This window comes from Pseudomonas sp. C9, assembly GCF_002000165.1.
In the GTDB taxonomy this organism is placed as follows: domain Bacteria; phylum Pseudomonadota; class Gammaproteobacteria; order Pseudomonadales; family Pseudomonadaceae; genus Aquipseudomonas.
In genome coordinates, this window is record NZ_MPAK01000001.1 from 5,162,274 (window position 1) to 5,180,677 (window position 18,404).

The 18,404-nt window shown below is 58.7% G+C and carries 16 protein-coding genes; 5 read left to right on the forward strand and 11 right to left on the reverse strand.

What is annotated here, in order from left to right:
* Positions 1-58: 58 nt before the first annotated feature.
* Positions 59-1,009, reverse strand: coding sequence for a LysR family transcriptional regulator (locus BMS17_RS24170; protein ID WP_046030383.1), 951 nt, complete (start codon positions 1,007-1,009; stop codon positions 59-61).
* A gap of 168 nt (positions 1,010-1,177) precedes the next feature.
* On the opposite strand from BMS17_RS24170, the gene BMS17_RS24175 reads away from it, so the two are divergent.
* Positions 1,178-3,214, forward strand: coding sequence for an alkyl/aryl-sulfatase (locus BMS17_RS24175; protein WP_077431940.1), 2,037 nt, complete (start codon positions 1,178-1,180; stop codon positions 3,212-3,214).
* A 218-nt stretch (positions 3,215-3,432) separates the two neighbouring features.
* On the opposite strand, the gene BMS17_RS24180 is transcribed toward BMS17_RS24175, so the two are convergent.
* From BMS17_RS24180 to BMS17_RS24210, 7 genes are all read right to left on the reverse strand, one after another.
* On the reverse strand, positions 3,433-3,834 hold the full coding sequence (locus BMS17_RS24180; RefSeq protein ID WP_077431941.1) for a hypothetical protein: 402 nt from the start codon (positions 3,832-3,834) through the stop codon (positions 3,433-3,435).
* A 132-nt stretch (positions 3,835-3,966) separates the two neighbouring features.
* On the reverse strand, positions 3,967-4,539 hold the full coding sequence (locus BMS17_RS24185) for a chorismate mutase (RefSeq protein WP_077431942.1): 573 nt from the start codon (positions 4,537-4,539) through the stop codon (positions 3,967-3,969).
* Positions 4,540-4,693: 154 nt separating this feature from the next.
* Positions 4,694-5,122 carry a nuclear transport factor 2 family protein gene (locus BMS17_RS24190; RefSeq protein WP_046030371.1) on the reverse strand — a complete coding sequence of 143 codons (429 nt, stop codon included), beginning with the start codon at positions 5,120-5,122 and terminating at the stop codon, positions 4,694-4,696.
* 2 nt (positions 5,123-5,124) lie between these two features.
* Complete coding sequence (locus BMS17_RS24195; RefSeq protein WP_046030586.1) at positions 5,125-5,832, reverse strand: SGNH/GDSL hydrolase family protein; 708 nt, start codon at positions 5,830-5,832, stop codon at positions 5,125-5,127.
* A 233-nt stretch (positions 5,833-6,065) separates the two neighbouring features.
* Entirely contained in the window at positions 6,066-6,953 is an 888-nt protein-coding gene (locus BMS17_RS24200) for a DUF2950 domain-containing protein (RefSeq protein ID WP_046030369.1), read from the reverse strand.
* A 26-nt stretch (positions 6,954-6,979) separates the two neighbouring features.
* Complete coding sequence (locus BMS17_RS24205; protein WP_046030366.1) at positions 6,980-8,497, reverse strand: DUF3300 domain-containing protein; 1,518 nt, start codon at positions 8,495-8,497, stop codon at positions 6,980-6,982.
* A gap of 217 nt (positions 8,498-8,714) precedes the next feature.
* The gene (locus tag BMS17_RS24210) at positions 8,715-9,176 is read right to left on the reverse strand and encodes a hypothetical protein (RefSeq protein ID WP_046030365.1); all 462 of its coding nucleotides are present in this window, start codon (positions 9,174-9,176) and stop codon (positions 8,715-8,717) included.
* A gap of 111 nt (positions 9,177-9,287) precedes the next feature.
* Here BMS17_RS24210 and BMS17_RS24215 point away from each other — a divergent pair, with 111 nt between their 5' ends.
* Positions 9,288-10,646, forward strand: coding sequence for an MATE family efflux transporter (locus BMS17_RS24215; RefSeq protein ID WP_077431943.1), 1,359 nt, complete (start codon positions 9,288-9,290; stop codon positions 10,644-10,646).
* 94 nt (positions 10,647-10,740) lie between these two features.
* On the forward strand, positions 10,741-11,403 hold the full coding sequence (locus BMS17_RS24220) for a phosphoribosyltransferase (protein ID WP_046030362.1): 663 nt from the start codon (positions 10,741-10,743) through the stop codon (positions 11,401-11,403).
* A 6-nt stretch (positions 11,404-11,409) separates the two neighbouring features.
* On the opposite strand, the gene BMS17_RS24225 is transcribed toward BMS17_RS24220, so the two are convergent.
* On the reverse strand, positions 11,410-12,153 hold the full coding sequence (locus BMS17_RS24225; protein ID WP_046030360.1) for an SDR family oxidoreductase: 744 nt from the start codon (positions 12,151-12,153) through the stop codon (positions 11,410-11,412).
* A 205-nt stretch (positions 12,154-12,358) separates the two neighbouring features.
* Between BMS17_RS24225 and BMS17_RS24230 the strand changes: the two genes are divergently transcribed.
* A complete protein-coding gene (locus BMS17_RS24230) occupies positions 12,359-12,928 on the forward strand; it encodes a YceI family protein (protein WP_139348147.1) in 570 nt (189 codons plus the stop codon).
* A 98-nt stretch (positions 12,929-13,026) separates the two neighbouring features.
* Entirely contained in the window at positions 13,027-14,154 is a 1,128-nt protein-coding gene (locus BMS17_RS24235; RefSeq protein ID WP_046030358.1) for a diguanylate cyclase, read from the forward strand.
* 12 nt (positions 14,155-14,166) lie between these two features.
* Here BMS17_RS24235 and BMS17_RS24240 read toward each other — a convergent pair whose 3' ends face one another.
* Both BMS17_RS24240 and BMS17_RS24245 read right to left on the reverse strand, forming a co-directional pair.
* Entirely contained in the window at positions 14,167-14,652 is a 486-nt protein-coding gene (locus tag BMS17_RS24240; protein WP_046030355.1) for a DUF3592 domain-containing protein, read from the reverse strand.
* A 167-nt stretch (positions 14,653-14,819) separates the two neighbouring features.
* On the reverse strand, positions 14,820-18,218 hold the full coding sequence (locus tag BMS17_RS24245) for an Ig-like domain-containing protein (RefSeq protein WP_077431944.1): 3,399 nt from the start codon (positions 18,216-18,218) through the stop codon (positions 14,820-14,822).
* Between the last annotated feature and the right edge of the window lie 186 nt (positions 18,219-18,404).

Below are 18,404 nucleotides of genomic sequence, written 5' to 3' on the forward strand. Positions count from 1 at the left end.
ATCAATCGTCCCCTCTGTTGTTGGGTGGTCGTAAATTTCGACCCTTAATTCACGCCATCTATATCTTGGCTAAAAGGCTTTCACGCTGACGAAGTTCTTCTTCCATCGCCCTCACTTCCCTCATGTAAAGCTCTACAACGGGAGGTAGCGAGCGCGACTTGAGGTAGATGAAACCGTAATGGGTGCGTAGTGCGAGGTCTTGGAGGGGCAAGGGTACTAACTCACCCGTCCTGAACGCCTGTTCAAAGCTTGATAAGTTGCCTAAGGCCAAGGCATTACTGTTCTCTACGAACGCCGTAATTTGCATCGGCACATCTATTTCAATGGCCGGTACAAAATCGCCATTCACTGCGTCATAAGTGCCGGCGCAGCCCAATGTGGCGGGCAGTAAATGGCTGGCGATCCGCAACGGGATGCGCGAGGCCACCCACGGATAATCGAGTGTTTGCGCCAACTTCAACGAACGCTTTTGCGTGAGCAACGGATGCCCGGGGCGGCAAAACAGGCGCCCCTCATGTTCACCCAGCAGTTCACAGGTGAATTCTTCCCGGCCTTGCAACGTACTGATTTCGGCGATCCCCAGGTCCACCGCCCCGGTGGCAACCTGAAGGGCCACGTCACGCCAGCCCGCGACATGGGCCGTGACTTTGATGTGTGGATGCCGCGCATGCAATCGGGCGATGCTGGCATACCCGCTGCTGATGCTGGGGTAGGGGCCCAGCGCAACTTTCAACGCACCGATATCGCCACCTGTCAGCAAGGCCATGTCGCGAACCAGATCCTCTTGCGCCATCAACAGGCGCTGGCTCTTTTCCCGAAGCAACTGACCAAACGCCGTCAACACGACGCCTTCCGTGCGCCGGTCGAACAACGTGACCCCGAGTTCATTCTCCAGCAACTGGATGCTTTTGCTCAGCGCCGGCTGCGAAACCCCTAACGCCTTGGCGGCCCGACCAAAGTGGGCGTGTTCGATCAATGCCAAAAACTGGCGCAGACGGCGTGGTGTCATTACATAACCTTTATGTTATCGAATATCGACAAAACGGAATTTTTCGTAATCAGATCAATATGCTATTCATACGCCGACGGGTCAAGTTGACCTCGTATCCAGAACACGGAACCCCGCGCAATCATTGGCATTCATGCCTTTGACCCCCCTTAGGCGAAGGAACATTTCATGTACAACAAGACCCTTCATCTGGCACTGGCAATCACGCTGGGCAGCAGTTTCAGCCCCAGCGTTTTTGCAGCCGATGCAAACGGCGCAAGTCCTGTCCCGGCCACGACGCAAAACGGCCATTTCGATAACAAAGGCAAGCCGCCTTCCACCTACACGGTCGAACTGCAAAAAGGTCTGCGCAAGTCACTGCCGTTTTCTGACAAGCGCGATTTTGAAGAGGCGAAAAAAGGCTTCATCGCCGCACCGTCCTATAAAAAGATCATGGCCGAAGCCGGGAATGTTGCCTGGAACATGGGCAGCTACGACTTCCTTCTGGACGGCAAGGATTACGACAGCATCAACCCGTCCTTGCAGCGTCAGGCCGAACTGAACATGGCCTATGGTTTGTACGAAGTGGTGCCGGACAAGATCTATCAGGTGCGCGGCTTTGACCTGGCCAACATCACCTTCATCAAGGGCGATACCGGCTGGATCGTCTTCGACACCCTGATGTCCAAGGAAACCGCCAAGGCCGCCTTGGATTTCATCAACGAAAAAATCGGCAAACGCCCGGTGGTCGCGGTCGTCATTTCCCATTCCCATGCCGACCATTTTGGCGGCATCCGCGGTGTCGTCGATGAGGCGGATATCCGCAGTGGCAAGGTTCCGCTGATCGCCCCGAAAGGTTTTATGGAGCATGCCGTGGCGGAAAACGTCTACGCCGGTAATGCCATGAGTCGCCGCGCCTACTTCCAGTATGGTTTGATGTTGCCGCACAGCCCCAATGGCCATGTCGACATGGCGATTGGTAAAAATGCCTCCATTGGCAACATGGGCCTGATCGAGCCCAATCGCTACATTGAAAAAGATTTCGAGACCGTGACCATTGACGGTGTAGAAATGGAATTCCAGAGCACCCCCGGCACCGAAGCCCCGGCGGAAATGAACACCTGGTTTCCGCAATTCAAAGCGTTCTGGGCCGCCGAAAATATTGTCGGCACGATCCATAACATCTACACGTTGCGCGGTGCGCTGGTTCGCGATCCGCTGGTGTGGTCGAAGAACATCAACAACGCCTTGTATCGCTACGGGCAACAGGCCGACGTCATGTTTGCCGCCCACAGTTGGCCACGTTGGGGCAATGAGCGAATTCAGGACGTCATGCGCGCACAACGCGATGCTTACGCCAACCTGAACAACGCCGTACTGCATGCTGCCAACGAAGGCGTCACCATCAACGAGATTCATAACGTCTACACGTTGCCCGACAGCCTTAAAAACAACTGGGCGACTCATAGCTATCACGGTTCGGAAGAGCACAACAGCCGGGCCGTAATCAACCGCTACCTGGGTTACTGGGATGCCAACCCGGCCACGCTGATGCCGCTGTCACCGAAGGATTCGGCGCCGCTCTATGTGGAAATGATGGGGGGCGCAGACAAGATCATGACCAAGGGCAAGGCCTTGTTCGATCAGGGCAAATACCGCGAAGCATACGAAATCCTCAATAAGCTGGTGTATGCCGAACCACAAAACACCCAGGCCAAGGACTTGCTGGCGGACGTCTATGAACAGGTTGGCTATCAGAAGGAAAGTGCCGGTGTACGCAACAGTTTCCTTGCGGCTGCGAATGAACTACGCAATGGCATGCCCAAGGGCGTACCGCCAAAAACCGCCGGGCCAGACATGATCCGTGGCATGAGCACGGAGTTGTGGCTTGAGTACCTTGGCATCGCCCTGGACGGCAGCAAAGTCGCGGACCAACACTTCGTGATGAATCTCAAGACGCCCGACAACGGGGAAGAGTTTGTGGTGGAGTTGAGCAATTCGACCCTGACTAACATCAAGGGGCAGCAAGCCAAACATCCTGATCTGACAATTACCCTTGATCGCGCTGTGCTCGAAGGTGTGATGGCAAGGCAAACCAGCCTTGCTCAACTCGTTGCGAGTGGTAAAGCCACCCTCGAAGGCGATCACAAACCCTTCCAGCAGTTGATGGCCGCCATGACGCCGTTTACCCCAGACTTCGAACTGCTGCCGGGCACCAAACAGTAATCGGTTTGGATTTATGGATCGTTGGATCGTTCCTACGCTCTGCGTGGGAATGCCTCGACGGACGCTCCGCGTTCGGCTTTGGAGGGACGCGGAGCGCCCCGGGCTGCATTCCCACGCAGAGCGTGGGAACGATCAGAACGCGAGATTTGTCTCGTGCACGAAAAAGCCCGGCTGATAAGGCCGGGCTTTTCTTTGAGTACCGCGGTAGAACCCCGCATTTATGCAGCGCGGCTTTCGATCAGACGGTCGGAGCCACCTTCGGCAACGCGGTTTTGCATCAGACGGTCGGAACCATCAGCGGCAACGCGGTTTTCGATCAGACGGTCGGAACCACCTTCGGCAACGCGGTTTTGCATCAGACGGTCGGAACCATCAGCAGCGACGCGGTTTTCGATCAGACGGTCGGAGCCATCAGCGGCAACGCGGTTTTCGATCAAACGGTCGGAGCCATCAGCGGCAACACGATTCTCGATCAAACGATCCGAACCCCCTTCAGCCACACGGCTTTCAATCAGACGATCCGAGCCGCCTTCAGCGACGACAGGTTGAGCAGAGGCAGCGGCAAAAGCGTTAACTGCGAAAACCGAGAAAGCGATGCTGAGAAGGGTTTGGCGTTTCATGATTGTGTGCTCCGGGGTGTAGTTGTTTGGTCTGGAGCCGATGTTACGCCGCGGATTTTTTAAGAGAACTTCATTGAGTTAATGGTGACTATTGACGCAAGCAATGGTTGCCTCAAATCGTCGGTTACCCGGTCATTGAGCCACGACACACAACTCGCCAGTGGCGCGGATCAGAGCCTGTCCATGCAGTTGATCCTTGATCAGGCCCGCTCGCTCGATCCCCAGCCAGTCCGGGCAGTCGGGGTCATTGCGATAGGGCACGAAGTCGGCGTATTGCTGCAACAGGCGGTTTTGCAGCTCATCCAGCCGAGGCCTGATTTGATTGACGAGGTCCGGCCGAGGCGTGTCCGGTGCCCTGTCCGCCGCGCGCCATTGAGCGAGCAGGCCGTACTGCACCAGTTTGTTGGCTTCGATCTGCGCGGCGATCAAGTCGGCGACGTCCTGCGGGTTCAGTTTCTGGCTTTCGGCCGTCTTCCTGGCACTGTCGATGACCTGAGCTTCCCGGGCCGTATCCTGGATCGGTTTGCGACTGTCCCATTTGGTCAGTGCCACGAGGTCCGCAATGTTCAAGCGCTCATTGATCGTCTCCAGCAGCGGTAACAAGCTGGCAGGTGCCGGCGATGGCGTACCGGCCTGGGCGCCGCAAGCGAGTGAGCCGAGCAAGGCAGCGGTCAGCAGTTGCGGCAAGCGAAGGGCGTGGAGCATGGGCAAACCTCATTGGGCGCAGGATTCACAATCAGGACTTATGTAACACAGGTTCGGCAGCCGCTTTAAGTGGGGTCTGAATTTTTTTGCGCACGAAAAAGCCCGGCGTGTCAGGCCGGGCTTGCTGTCGATTACCCCAACGCCTCGCCAACGATCAGCCTTTACTGGCCGCCAGATAAGCACCCAGGCGCTGTCCCATTTGCTCGCCCAAGGCCTGCAAACCGCTCAGGGGCCGGACCATCACCTCAAACTCAACGATTTTCCCCTGTTCGTTGAACCGGATCATGTCGATGCCCTTGATCTGTTTTTCGCCAACCTTGGCGCTGAACTCCAGAACGACGTTCAACCCGTCCGCCGTCGACAGTTCGCGGTGGTAGGCAAAGTCCTCAAAGACCTTGACGACCGTGTTGAGAATCATCGAGACCACGGCCGCGCCCGGATAAGGCGTGTGCGCCATCGGCGAGCGGAACACAGCATTGGCGTCCAGCAAACCGGGCAGGGTACTCAAGTCCCTCGTGCGGATCATGTCGTGCCATTGCTTCAAGGAATCAGCGGCGTTGGGGTGCAGGTTCAGTTCGGACATTTTTACTCCTGTATTTTTATTGTGTGTTCTGCGACATGGAGGGGCGCGGATTGGCGCCGTTGTTGGTCAATGACCACCGCCGCATCCTGCGCCCACTGACTGTATATCGCAGGTCCCGGATGGAAACCATCCCGCGCCATCGAACCGGCCACGGGGGCCAACCGGGTGGTCAGCAGTGTGCATCCCTCCGTTCGCCCGGCCAGGTCGGCAAGGTGTGCGTTGAATCCACTGGCCCGCAGCCCCAGGTACCAGCGCAGCGGTTGTGGAAGTGCGGGAAACAGGTGCATGGGTGGAAGAGGGGACACCACGATCAGCTTCGCCGCGTACTGGCTACGCAACAGGCTCATCAACCGTTGTTGCCGGGCGATCCACTGATCTGTCGCCAACGTGCTGGTGACATCGTTGACGCCAATAGACAACAGCACCACATCGAAGTGTTCCGGCGAATGTGCTTCAAGCAGCTCCAGCAGCGCTTGCGTGTCGAGACCGGACCTGGCCCAGAGTTTCCAGCAGACCCGGTAATCTTTGGCCAATAGCCTGACGAGTTGGCCGCTGAGCGCTTCCTCCTGAGTCGATGCACCGACCCCGGCGGCGGCGCTGTCGCCGACAATCAACAACCGCAAGGCATCGCCGCTGCCGGTGATCCCTTGGCGTTCGCCCTCTGCTTCCGGCAGCTTGGGCGTTACCCGGCGCGTGTAGATGCCCTGCATCAGCAGCAAGGGACCGAGCAGGATTTTGGTCAGCGCAGCCTTCAAAATGAGGTCATTGCGATTTTTTGGGGGGATAGTTGCCGCGCACGCCCCCGGACTTGTTGCCGGTTTTACCAGGAAGGCCAGGCACTACCGGACGGGACCGGGGCTGCGGGTTGGCGCGGCTACGGGGTTGAGGTTGTTTGCTCATCGTCCGTCTCCTGATGGTTCGCATCGGGCCTCAGTAGTGCTTGTTACTCTTCATTGTCCGGAACCTCTTCCCAACTGGCATCCGGATCAAAGTTCTTCATCGCCTTCGCCAGCTGTTCACTGTCGGGCCCCATGTCTTTCTCGAATACCTGCCCGTCATGGCTGATCATGAAACTCATGACGCCGGTATCGTTGTATTTCGCCGGCCAGGCGATCAGTGCAAAGCCTCGGGTCATCTTGTCACCGATGAGGTAGCTGTAGGCGCCACCCGGTGCTGAAGGGCCCTGGCTATGAAGGATGCGGAAGTGATAACCGTGCCACGGTTCACCCGCAATGGTTTTGCCGAACTGGAGACCCAACGGGCTGATCTGGCCGCTATTGTCGTCCCGCCAATAAAGTCCGTCGTGCTTGCCGGGGGCGCTGTAAATATTCTCTGCATACTCAAGTGCGCCGTCGCCGTCACGGTCCACGGATGCATAGTCCATCTGGGCGTCGTGATAGGCCCGCACTGACTGCAACGCGGCGAGTTCGTTGCGGCCAATTCGACGTGCACGAATTTCGGCACCACCGGCCTTGGTGTCGAAGTGCCAACCGCTTGCGCCTTTTACAATGGGTATAGGCAGAGTCCAGTGGTTAGTTCCGACGGACAGAACCGCCTTGTCCTCGCCGCTTTTTTCAATGGTGTTTTGCTCGTGGTACAGCTTCAGGAACGCATCGACATCCTCGCGCTCCGCGCCTTGGCTAGGGATGAAACTGCGCCATTGCTCACCCAGCAACTCTGCCAGCCGTTTGTGATCGGCTTGTTTCGTACCCAGTGCATCGACGAACGCTTGAGCGGCTTTTTCCGGCGTTGGAAATTCTTGCTGTGCCATCGCCATGAACGACCACGAGAGGCCGGCGGTCAGCGCCAAGGCCTGAAGGAATAAACCCATGAGTGCCTTCACTCCAGAATGGTAATTCACCGGCGGCCCCCCCCACTTCTTTGACGAGATGGTGGACTGGACGGCCGACTGACTTGGTGGCCAGCGGAACGCGAGGCACTGGGGCGCTGGGCGGAAGCCTGGCTGGCCCGGCCACGATTGGCTTGTGCGTTGATTTGGGACGGTGAGCGCGTGCCGGCAAATGCATTGTTGCGGGCAGCGCCCTTGTTGGTGGTCGTCGCGGCCGGGCGGTTTTGCGTGGTTTGGCGCGCCTTCGCGTTACCTTGTCCGCGTTGTTTCACGTCAGAGGTTTGTTTCCTCGGTTGCTGATTTTCACGGGTGTTTCTGGCCGTACCCTGACCTCTGTCAGCCGCTTTCGGTCTGTCCGCATTGGCTTGCATCCGATTGCCGGCCGAGACACCGGGTTCGGCCTTGCGCATTTGATTACGTGCTTCACGGTTGCTGGTGGCGGGGCGTTCGATGCCGGCCCTGTCCATTGAGCCGCGCGCGTTTTCACGCGCCTGGGCGCGCTGGGCACTGTCCCCTCGATAGGCCGAACGCTGATTGGCGCCGTTCAGTTGGCGGCCATACTGTTCGCGGCTCCTGTTGTCTCGATAAGGCACGCCATTGCGGTGAGCGGAGTTATGCTGCCACTTGTTCTGATTAACGTTGATCCGGTTGTTGCCATTGATGTTGTTGTAGCGTTCGACATCGATGTCGACATCGTTATTGCCCCAGTCACATTCACCCCACAACGCACCGACGATCGCCACACCGGTACCAAACGCCAGCCCGGCCATCAATGCCTGACCGGGATAGTAGGCTGGCGGCGGCGGATAGTACGCAGGCGGCGAGGCTGGATACGGCCAGGTGCCGTAGGTGGTTGTCGGGTTATAGGTGGGGACGTACACAACCTGCGGGTCTGCGGGTTGGATGATGATGGTCGAGGCGGGGGCCGCAGCAGCGGGTGCTGATTCAACGGCGGGTGCCGATGGCGGAATGTTCTGAATCGTCACGTTCTGATACTGGTTGCTCTGCAGGTTGCCTGCGGTTTGCGCCTGATGCCGTAAACGTTGCACGGCCCCCATGACATCGTCGGGCTGCGCCAGGAACGCATCACCCAGGCGTTGTACCCAGACGGGATCCTGCCCCAGCGTGACCAGGACCTGCGGGAAGGCGACCAGCGCCTGAACACTCGGATCCCACGGCTGGTTTGCCACTTGTCTTACCGCGTCATCGCCCGTGGCTTTCGGGTTGGCTTTAGACCAGGTCACCGCCTCGGCCACTTCGCCGGGGTACGTGGAGGCCATCAGCACCTGTGCCAGCAGCGGGTCCGGATAAAGCGCAATGGGCGCCAGCATTTGATCCAGCTGTTCCTGGGTAAACACCGGATCTTTCGCCAGCGGCGCGGCGGGCGCCGCACTGGGCGGGTTTGCCGGGGCGGCTGCGGGAGCAGCAGCGGGCGCGGGTACGGCCGCATCCACTGGCTGCGCTATGCAGAACGATCCGCTCAAAAAAATGACAGCTGACAGCGCGTGAAATAATGGAATGCGCATTGCAACTCCATGTGGTCAGGCAGGTTTGAAATGAGTGGATCAATGCCTGAGTGTGAGCGCCTGCGTTGCAGGCTACAGACCCTCGGCTTCGATGCCGCTCCCTAAGCGTAGCAAACAAAAAATTTCTGCCATTTATTTAAGGTCACTCAAACGCCTATCGAAACTCGCGAGCACTCGGGAGATTTTTTTCATCGCTAAAACGACTAACAATCACCGGTCACTGTGGAGGATTTGCCGCGCCAGCGTGTTTGATATCCCCACAAAAGATATCAACGTTGCCATCGGTCGCGGCCGTTCGCACGACGATGGAATACTCACCCGCCAGCAGCACCGACAGGGCGACAGGTGCGCTTCTGGAAAGCGTCCAGCCGCGTATGGGCTGGCGTTCGGTGTTGACCTGATCGTTCATGGCGTAGGCCACTGACCCGGGGTGTTGGCAACTGCCTTTATAAATGAACGTATAGAGACGCAAGGGCAGGGTGCCACCGCTGGGAACACCGCTGATAAAGAAACTGAGTCCGGTTTTATTGTCCCAGTCGGCCAACGTCACATTGCCGATCTGACCGGTGTTTTGCCGCGTGGCAACCAATGAAACGGACACCACCGGTTTTGATGATGTGGTGCAGCCGAATAGGGTGGCAGCGATCAATAGGGCGGTAAGTGCATGTGCGAGCTTCATGGCCAAGCTCCTGTGTTGAAAAACTGCGGGGGTGAATAGCGGTATAGCTGATTAATCGCCCTGGCGTAGAATCCCCCAAACCCGCGCGCGCCCATCCGAGACGGATACTCAATGCAAACCCCCACCCAATCCACCCCGCTCTGGAAAACCTACCTGCTTTTCCTTGGCCCGATGGTCCTGTCGAATTTCCTGCAATCCATGTCGGGCACCGTCAACAGCATCTACATCGGCCAGATGCTCGGTACCCAGGCCCTGGCTGCTGTCTCTGGCATGTTTCCCATCATTTTCTTCTTCATCGCGCTGGTTATTGGCCTCGGTGCGGGTGCCAGTGTGCTCATCGGTCAGGCGTGGGGCGCCCGTGAGCAGCATCTGGTGAAAACCATCGCTGCGACTACTTTGCTGCTGGGCGCCATGATCGGGCTGTCGGCGGCGGTGTTGGGCAGTGTGTTTGCCAGGCCCGCCTTGCAGGGGTTGGGCACGCCAGCGGATGTACTGGATGACGCGGTGGCCTATGCCCACGTGATGATGTGGATCATGCCGTCGCTGTTGGTTTACGTGCTGTTCACCCAACTGCTGCGCGGGGTCAGCGATACGGTGTCGCCGCTGATTGCGTTGGTGGTGTCGACGTGTATCGGGTTGGCGCTGACGCCGGCGTTGATTCGCGGTTGGTTCGGGTTGCCGCCGATGGGGATTCAGAGTGCGGCGTATGCCGGGTTGACGGGTAACTTGTCGGCGATGGGGTGGCTGGCGTGGCGGTTGATACGCAAAGGGCATCCTTTGGCACCGGATCGCGAGTTGTTTGCGGCGATGAAGCTGGACCTGGTGATTCTTGGCAAGGTGCTGCGCATTGGCCTGCCGACCGGTTTGCAGATGGTGGTGTTGTCGGTGTCGGAGCTGGTGATTCTGGCGCTGGTGAACCAGCACGGCTCGCAGGCGACGGCGGCGTACGGGGCGGTGACGCAGATCGTCAATTACGTGCAGTTCCCGGCGCTGTCGATTGCGATCACCGCGTCGATCCTCGGCGCCCAGGCGATCGGGGCAGGGCGTGTCGATCGCATGGGGCCGATTTTGCGCACGGGGCTGCTGATCAATGTGTGCCTGACCGGTGGTTTGGTGGTGTTGGGTTACGTGTTGTCGCACTGGTTGTTGGGCTTGTTCCTGACCGATGATTCCACCCGGGCGATGGCCGAGCACTTGTTGCACATCATGCTCTGGAGCCTGTTGGTGTTTGGTTTCCAGGCGATTGTCGGCGGCATCATGCGCGCCAGCGGTACGGTGTTGGTGCCGATGGCCGTGTCGATTTTTTGCGTAGTGCTGGTGCAGTTGCCGGTAGCGTATGTGCTGGACGGGCACTTTGGTTTGCAGGGTGTGTGGATGGCGTTTCCAGTGGCGTACCTGGGGATGCTGGCGTTGCAGACGGCGTACTACCGGTTTGTGTGGCGGCATCAGAAGATCGAGCGGTTGGTGTAAGCGGCACCGCTTGCTGTCGGCCATGGTCAGGCCGACAATTCTCGGGGACTGCGTGATGAAACCGGCGGGCGTGATCGCCTGAGGAGGTTTTCAGATGAGTCCCTCATCGCACTCTGTTTTGCAGGACCGGGTTGCGGCCGGTCGGCGTCTGGTGGCGCCGTTGCTCGCTTACGCTCATCGCCCGGACGTCATCGTCCTCGCATTGCCCCGGGGCGGCGTGCCGGTGGCCTATGAAGTGGCCACGGCGCTGGACGTTCGCCTCGACCTGATGCTGGTGCGCAAGCTCGGCGTGCCGTCCCACGAAGAGTTCGCCATGGGCGCGATCGCGAGTGGCGGCATCCAGATTCTCAATGAACAGGCATTGCGGGTGCACCCGATTGATAAGGACACGTTCGATGCCGTGGTCGCACGAGAAACCCGGGAGCTGCTGCGGCGCGAGCAGGCTTACCGGGGCGCGCGCCCGCCCGTGCAGCTCAAGGATCAGGTGGTGATTCTGATCGACGATGGCCTGGCGACGGGCGCCTCTATGATGGCAGCGATCCACGCCGTGCGGGTGCATTCGCCCGCTCGTATCGTGGTCGCCGTGCCGGTGGGACCACCCGAGACGGTCGAGGCGTTGCGCAGTGAAGTGGATGAGCTGATCTGCCCGCTGATCCCGGAGTGGCTCATGTCGATCGGTCATTGGTACATGGATTTTTCCCAGACCCCGGATGCCGAAGTCATCCGGCTGTTGCAACGGGCCTGGCAAAAAGCATGACGATGCTCAGGTGTTGAGCCAGATTTTAAACCAGGTCGTGCCGAGAATCGGATGCTCGCCTGGCGTCAGCGACTGGTCATCGATTGGCGCACCGAAGTAAGGCACCGTGACATCCGCGACGGTTCGGCGCGGGTCCTTGATGTGTTGCAAATACTCGCCAACAAACTCAACCAGTGGCCGCCGCTCAGGCCCGGCCACTTCCACGGTCTGATTACCGGGTGCTTGCAAGGCAATGTCTGTCAGTACCGCCGCGACGTCGATCGAGGCCACCGGTTGCAACGCCGCCGAGGCCAAGTGGATGGTGTCGCCGTCCTCGCGACCCGAGAACGCGATGGCGCTGATGAACTCGAAAAATTGAGTGGCCCGCAGGATGGTGTAGGGAATTCCCGACTTTTTGATCAGCGTTTCCTGCGCCATTTTTGCGCGGAAGTAACCACTGTCGAGCATTCGCTCGGTGCCGACGACGGACAGGGCGACATGATGTTTGACGCCGTCGAGCTTCTCCGCCGCGAACAGGTTGTGCCCGGCGGTTTGAAAAAAATGCAACGCGGCGTGGTCTTCGAAAGAGGGCGAGTTCGCTACGTCGACCACCACGTCGGCGCCTTTCAGGGCCTGCGTCAGCCCTTCGCCGCTGATGACATTCACCCCGGTACTCGGTGACGCTGCGTAGGCTTCATGGCCCAGTTCCTGCAGGTTTTTGCAGACCTTGCTGCCGATCAGGCCGGTTCCTCCGATGACGACGATTTTCATGTCTGTTTCCCGAAACGGTGAGTGCCACCCTCATTAAAGACCCGCTGGGAGGGGCGTATCGGGCGCTGAATCGGATTAACTGACAGGTGGTCGGAAGACTGCGCAACAAGTGGAATAAACGGTGGTTCTTTGCTTTAGTCCTTCTATCGCTGGTCCATGTGTGCGGGTGCCAGGCTCAAGTCAGGGGCCACGACCGGAGAATCCCATAATGTTTCGATTGCCGCGGCTTGCAGTACTGGCTGCCATGCTCATCTTTGGGTTTTTGCCCTGTGCCCAAGCGGTCCAGTACACCCAAGTCAATCAGACCGCCAGCACCATCTCCTTCACGTACAACCAGTTCGCCTCCAAGGTGTACGGCACGTTTGGCAAGTTCAAGGCGTCGCTGGATTTCGACACTGCCAAACCCGCAGCGGCCAAGGCGGCGCTCACTATCCAGCTCGACAGCATCAATGCCGGCAGCGATGACGCCAACGCTGAACTGCAAAAACCTGCCTGGTTCAATACCGCGGCGTATCCCGTGGCGACCTTTGAATCAGTCGGTGTGAAAGCGCTCGGCGACAACAAATACACAATCATCGGCAACCTGACACTCAGAGGCATTACTCGTAAGGTGAAAGTCCCTGTCTTGCTGACGACACACAACGCCATCGGGATTTTCGTCGGCGAGTTAACGCTCAAGCGCAGCGCCTTCAAGATCGGCGAGGGTGAATATGCCGATAACGTCGTTTCCGACGACATCAATATCCGGTTCAAGATGGTTGCGCCGCAGCAATAACGTGCCAGCTGCACTTTGAGCGTGTGATTCGATTGTTTGCCGGGGTGGCAGGGTGCCACAATCGGTTTTTGTCGCAGCATCATGATCAGGCGGATCAAATGGGTGGCCCAGGATTCAGGCACGACCAGGAGCTTTTTATCGCGGCGCAAGTGCGCAGCGATCGTTTGCGACAGCTATTCCACCAATCCGTGTCTGCGGTGTTCGGCAGTTTCCTGGCCGCGATCATGCTGTGCGGACTGTGCTGGGGGCGTGTTGATCACCGCATCATGTTCGGGTGGATTGGCCTGCTGAGTATCTCGTCGCTGCTGCGCATCCTGATGTTTGCCACCTATTTTCGCAGCCCGGACAATGAGCGCACGCCGCAACGCTGGGAGCGGACTTACTGGGTGACGTTGATGTTGTCGGCCGGTATCTGGGGTGCAGGCGCTTTGGCGATCATGCCGGCAAACGACCTGCTGGCCCAGGCGTTGGTCATGCTTTTTGCCGTCGGCATGTCGGTCAGCGCAGTGTCGTGTTACTCGTCCTACCGTTACATGACGCTGGCGTCGATTGGCCTGGTGCTGCTGCCGTGTACCACGTGGCTATTGTTTCAACCGTCGGCACTGCAAGTCGGGATGGCGTTCGCCGTCCTGGTGTTCGCCTCATTTGTCGCCAGCGCGACCCGCAAGCTGTCCGAAGCCCTGGAAACAGCGTTTCGTCTAACCCGTGAAATGGAGCAGGCGCACCACATTTCCACGCATGCCGCACAAACCGATGAATTGACCGGGCTGAAAAATCGCCGGGCATTTTTTGAGCGGGCGCAGCTATTGTTAAATGACTGCCAGAAAAAACGGTTGCCGCTGTGCGCCGTGATGCTGGATATGGATCACTTCAAGCACATCAATGACACCTATGGCCATCAGGTTGGCGATCAAGTGCTGCGACAGATGGGCGTCGTGATCAGCACCTGTTTTCGCGATACAGATGTCTGCGGCAGGATGGGTGGCGAGGAGTTCGCGATCCTGCTGCCGGACACGTCCATTGAGGTTGCCCTTGAAATCGCCGAACAGCTCATTCGGTCGATCAGCGGGGTAATGTCCGGGCCCGTTCACCGCATATCGGCCAGCGTCGGTGTCGCGGCAATGGAAATGCACGACAACGATCTGCAAAGCTTGATGAACAACGCGGACAAAGCGCTGTATCGGGCCAAGGCGCGTGGACGTAATCAGGTGGTGGTTTCGGAGTAGAGACGGGGATGACTAGTAAAACCGGTCTTCCTCTTTCATCCGGGCAATGCGCCCCAGCGTCCTGAACGATATCCCCAAAAACAACAGCGTCAGTAACACCCCGCCCATCATGATGTAAAACCCCGGACGGTTGCCGTTCAGTTCACGGGCAATGCTGCTTTGCCCCGGTAGCCAGCGGGAATAGATCAGGGGGATGCTGCCGCCGGTTTCAAAAGCGGTTTTCTGTGCGTAGCGCTCGTCGACATACTGATCGTCGTGCACCTGGTCGTCTTGATCGGTGTAGCGGTAGTGGATCACTTTGCCGTCGCGGTTCATGCGGATGTCGTCGAGTTGCGTCACCGTGCCGGTGGTCTCGATGGGGCCCAACTGGATGGCGGCATAGAGCATGCCCTCTTGCCGGGCCATGCCGGCGAGGAGCAGCACCACTAAACAGGCAACGGTCAGCAGGATCACCCGGTTGTACAGGTGATCTTTTTCAGCTTCGCGGGGGTAAAACATCTCACGGTCCTTCGTCGATTGGCTCACCAGCAGAAGTCGGCGGACCGCGAAGCAACTTTAGACGCGAGAAGATTATTTTTCGGTTATCGGTGTCCGTCCCTGGCCGAACCCGTAATCGACTGGCGCCCGGTCCGCAATGAACGGACCGGGTGCCAAGCGATACCGCTTTAGCGCACGGATATCGGCGCCGTTATCGTCTTGCCAAGTGCTGACTTGACGGTGATGGTCGGGGTTGCTGCCGGCCCGGCACCGGTGGTCGTCACAGTCAACCGCCACCGTCCGCCCGTGCCGACTTTCGTGAGCGTGGCGGTGCCCAGGTTAAGTGGCCCGGCGGTGGTGGCCGCGGTCACCGTTATGTTATTGCCGGCAAAGCGCGAGGTGGTCCCGGAAATATCCCAGGCGTAGCGATTGCCGATGCGAACGGTGACGGTAGCGCTGGTGACCAGCAGATCCTCGTTGACCGCTGCGGCGGAAACCGCCACCGAGACTGTCGCCGGATCCGACTTCGCGTCCTTGGCGTCGCTGGCCTGATAGATGAAGGTCGCGGTGAACGGCGCCGGGACGATGGCCGGTGGTGTGTAGACCACACGCACCCCGTCGGTGCTGACCGTGCCCTTGCCGGAGTCCGGCTGATTCAGCCCCACGACTTTGAGCGGCAGATTGCCGTCGGGGTCGGTGTCATTGGCCAATACGTTGATGGTCAGCGGCAGGCCATTGTTGCTGATGGCACTGTCAGGGTTGGCGATCGGTTTTTTGTTGTCGCCTTGGTTGTTGTTACCGTCACCGCCAGTGCGGAAGGTAGGCAGGCCCACGGAGTTCACGTAGGTGACGCCGTCCCAGCCAGGCAGGGGCGTTGGCATCAACTGGAACTGACCCGGGTGCTCGACATCCCAACGCAGCAACATCGAATTATCTTCATGTTGAGTGTTGTGACAGTGCTCCATGTAGGTCCCGGCGAATTCACGGAAGTGGATCGCCATTTCGACGTTCTCCGAACTTTCCACGCCTTCGCCAATGCGATAGACGTCCTTGCGTGCCCATTTTTCCCATTCCGGCGGTGCCTTGCCGTCACGGCTGAGGATCACGCCTTCTTCGAAGTGCACGTGGACAGGGTGGTTCCAGCCGTTGCCGCCATTTACGATTTTCCACACTTCGAGGGTGCCGTCTCCGGAGAACCCCGCATCTTTCGGTCCGTTGGCCAATTGCGGCGCAGCACTGAGCCGGCGAGGGTCCATGGTGTAACCGAAACCGCCGTCAGTCTTGATGGTCCAGGGGGCTTCGTCGGTGCCATCGGAGCGGCCGAAAATGAACTCGCGATGCCGCGCCACTGTGAGTTTTTGCTGGTCGTTGGGGTTGTCGCGGTCGATGGTCAGCGGGATCATTTTCTTGCCGGCAGCTTTGCCCGGTTTTGCCGGTTCATAGGCGACCGGGTCCATGCTCTGGTCCTGCCCGCTGTAAGGCTGGACAACCATTTGCATGAACTTGCCAACAGCGGGGTCACCCTCGTCCCATTTCGGGCCGGTGCTGGTTTGTTTGATCACCGCCTTGTACGTCCCGGACAACACGTCTGCCAGTGCCAGTTCTTCCTTTATCGGGCCCTTGCCGGTCTGGTGTGGCATCACGTTAACGAAGTACAGCTTGTCACCCACCGAGATCCCGTTTTTCGCGAAGTTGACGATGATGTCGAAGCGTTCGGCAATGCCTTGGGTTGGCAAAATTGCGTTGTTGTCCTGCGTATTACCGTCACCGTCCAGGTCCATGCTGCCGTCGAACGGTACGGCGTGCTCCATGATGTTGCCGTCGTTGCCGATCATGTGGAACGGCACCCGGGCGTAAGAAACCCCGGAACCGGCGGGCCCGGGAAACTCACCGCCATTGCCGGCAATTTCGCGCACCAGAGCCATCTTGAGGTAGCGCGACACCGAGCCGTTGAGAATGCGGAATCGGTAGGCGCGCGCGCGGACTTTCAGGCTCGGTTGATACTGCCAGTTGACGAGGATCTGGTCGCCCAGAAAACCATCGGTGTTGAACGGGTTGAACCACAACTGGCCATTGGCATCCCAGGCCTTGTCGGCGATCATCAGGTTCACGTCGTAGTCGCGGTTGCCCCACGGCAATCCTGAACCGCTGGGGAGGCGCAGGTTGACGCCATCCTCGATCGCTTCGTTGCCGCGATCGATGGCGCTGTAGTAGTTCATCATCGACGCATTGCCCTTGTAGACATTCTGCGCGGTGAAATCGAGCATGTGGTCATGAAACCAGTGGGTACTCATGGTCTCGCGCCAGTCGCCGCGAATCTTGATCGTGCCGTTGTCGCAGGTTTTCAGGCCTGGGCTGGTGTCATTGACGTACAACTTCTCGCCCGGTGCGCAGGGGAACGCGGCACGAGGGTCTTGCGCGGTGGTGTTGATGGTGTCGTAACCGGCCAGTTGCAGCGGCCAGCGATAATCATAGAACTGCCCCGGAAAGAAAAACGCGTTGGCATAGCCATCGCTTTCAGCCGGTGAGTGCCCATTGTGTTCGTGGGAGCTAAGGGTGTGCAGGCCAAAACCGGCGTTGGCTGACGGGTCGATCGGCAGGGCGTTGTAGTGACGCATCAGCACGGGCTGACCGTAACGCACCATGAGCAACTTGACTGGAAAAGTGCCGTCGAAGGTCCACAACGATTTGTGGTTTTGTATCGGCATTTTGGGGTGGAAGCGTGTGTCGATGCCTTTGGTGGTGCCTAACGTGGTCGGGATGTCCGAGGTCTGGTAATAGAGCCCGCCAGGGGCGAATTCTCCGACGGCATAGTGGTGCAATTGCTTGCTGTCACGCAGACCTTTGTTGATACGTGCGCCCACCTGCACGGTCTTGAATTGGACCTGAGGATAAAATTCGTTCCAGCGTTGATGCGACCAGCCTTTTCCCGGTGGCCGTCCTTCGGCGGGCGAGCCAACCGGATGGCGGTTGAGGAAAGCTTCGATCGGCGACTTCCACGGGTTGCGATCCAGCACATTGGAAAACTGCGTGGGGTACGGCGTCAGCCCCGGCTGCCGCATGAAATTGTCCAGCCCGGTAAGCGATGGGCCGCTGCGCGCGATACTGTTCGGGTCTTGCGCGGGTGCCGGGCCGGCAAGGGGGACGGGGAACGTCAACGTATAGGGCGGGGTGGTCGGGTCGAGTGTTTCCGGGCCGAATTCTTCGAACAGCAACAACTGCTGGGTGTACGGTTGGGCGCCGAACAATGGGCTGGGTTTGCCATTGGTGGGGTAGTTGAAAGAAGTCTGCAAGGCGGGCGGCAATACGTTATCGGTCCGGGTTGTGGCTTTGTCGCCATACACGCCATTGGGCAACGCAATTGAGCCCTGATTGGCCGGAGGCATGGTCTTCAATGCTTCCAGCGCCGCTGCCGGATCGGCTGGCTGGTTAGTGTACGCCGAGGGGTCCGTCGGTGGCGGTGGCCCGTAATCATCCAGTGGGGCGGCGTTGACGGCGGTCAGGCTGAACGTCATCAACACCATTGAGGTAATGCCCTGCGCCCCGAAGAAGCCGGGCGACTTGTTCACAGGAAATGAGTTTTTCATGATGGTTCTCGGGGGGGCATGCCTAAGTGGTGGCACTTGCATTTTGGCCAATGCATAAGTTGCGCCATCACCAGGTACACCTGAGAAACCAAGATGAATCATTGAGTTGTGAAAAAAATGTAAACGTGGGGCTGAATTGGGGAAAGTGGGGGGGACCGGGTGTAAGTCCTCATTGTCGGGGAATGG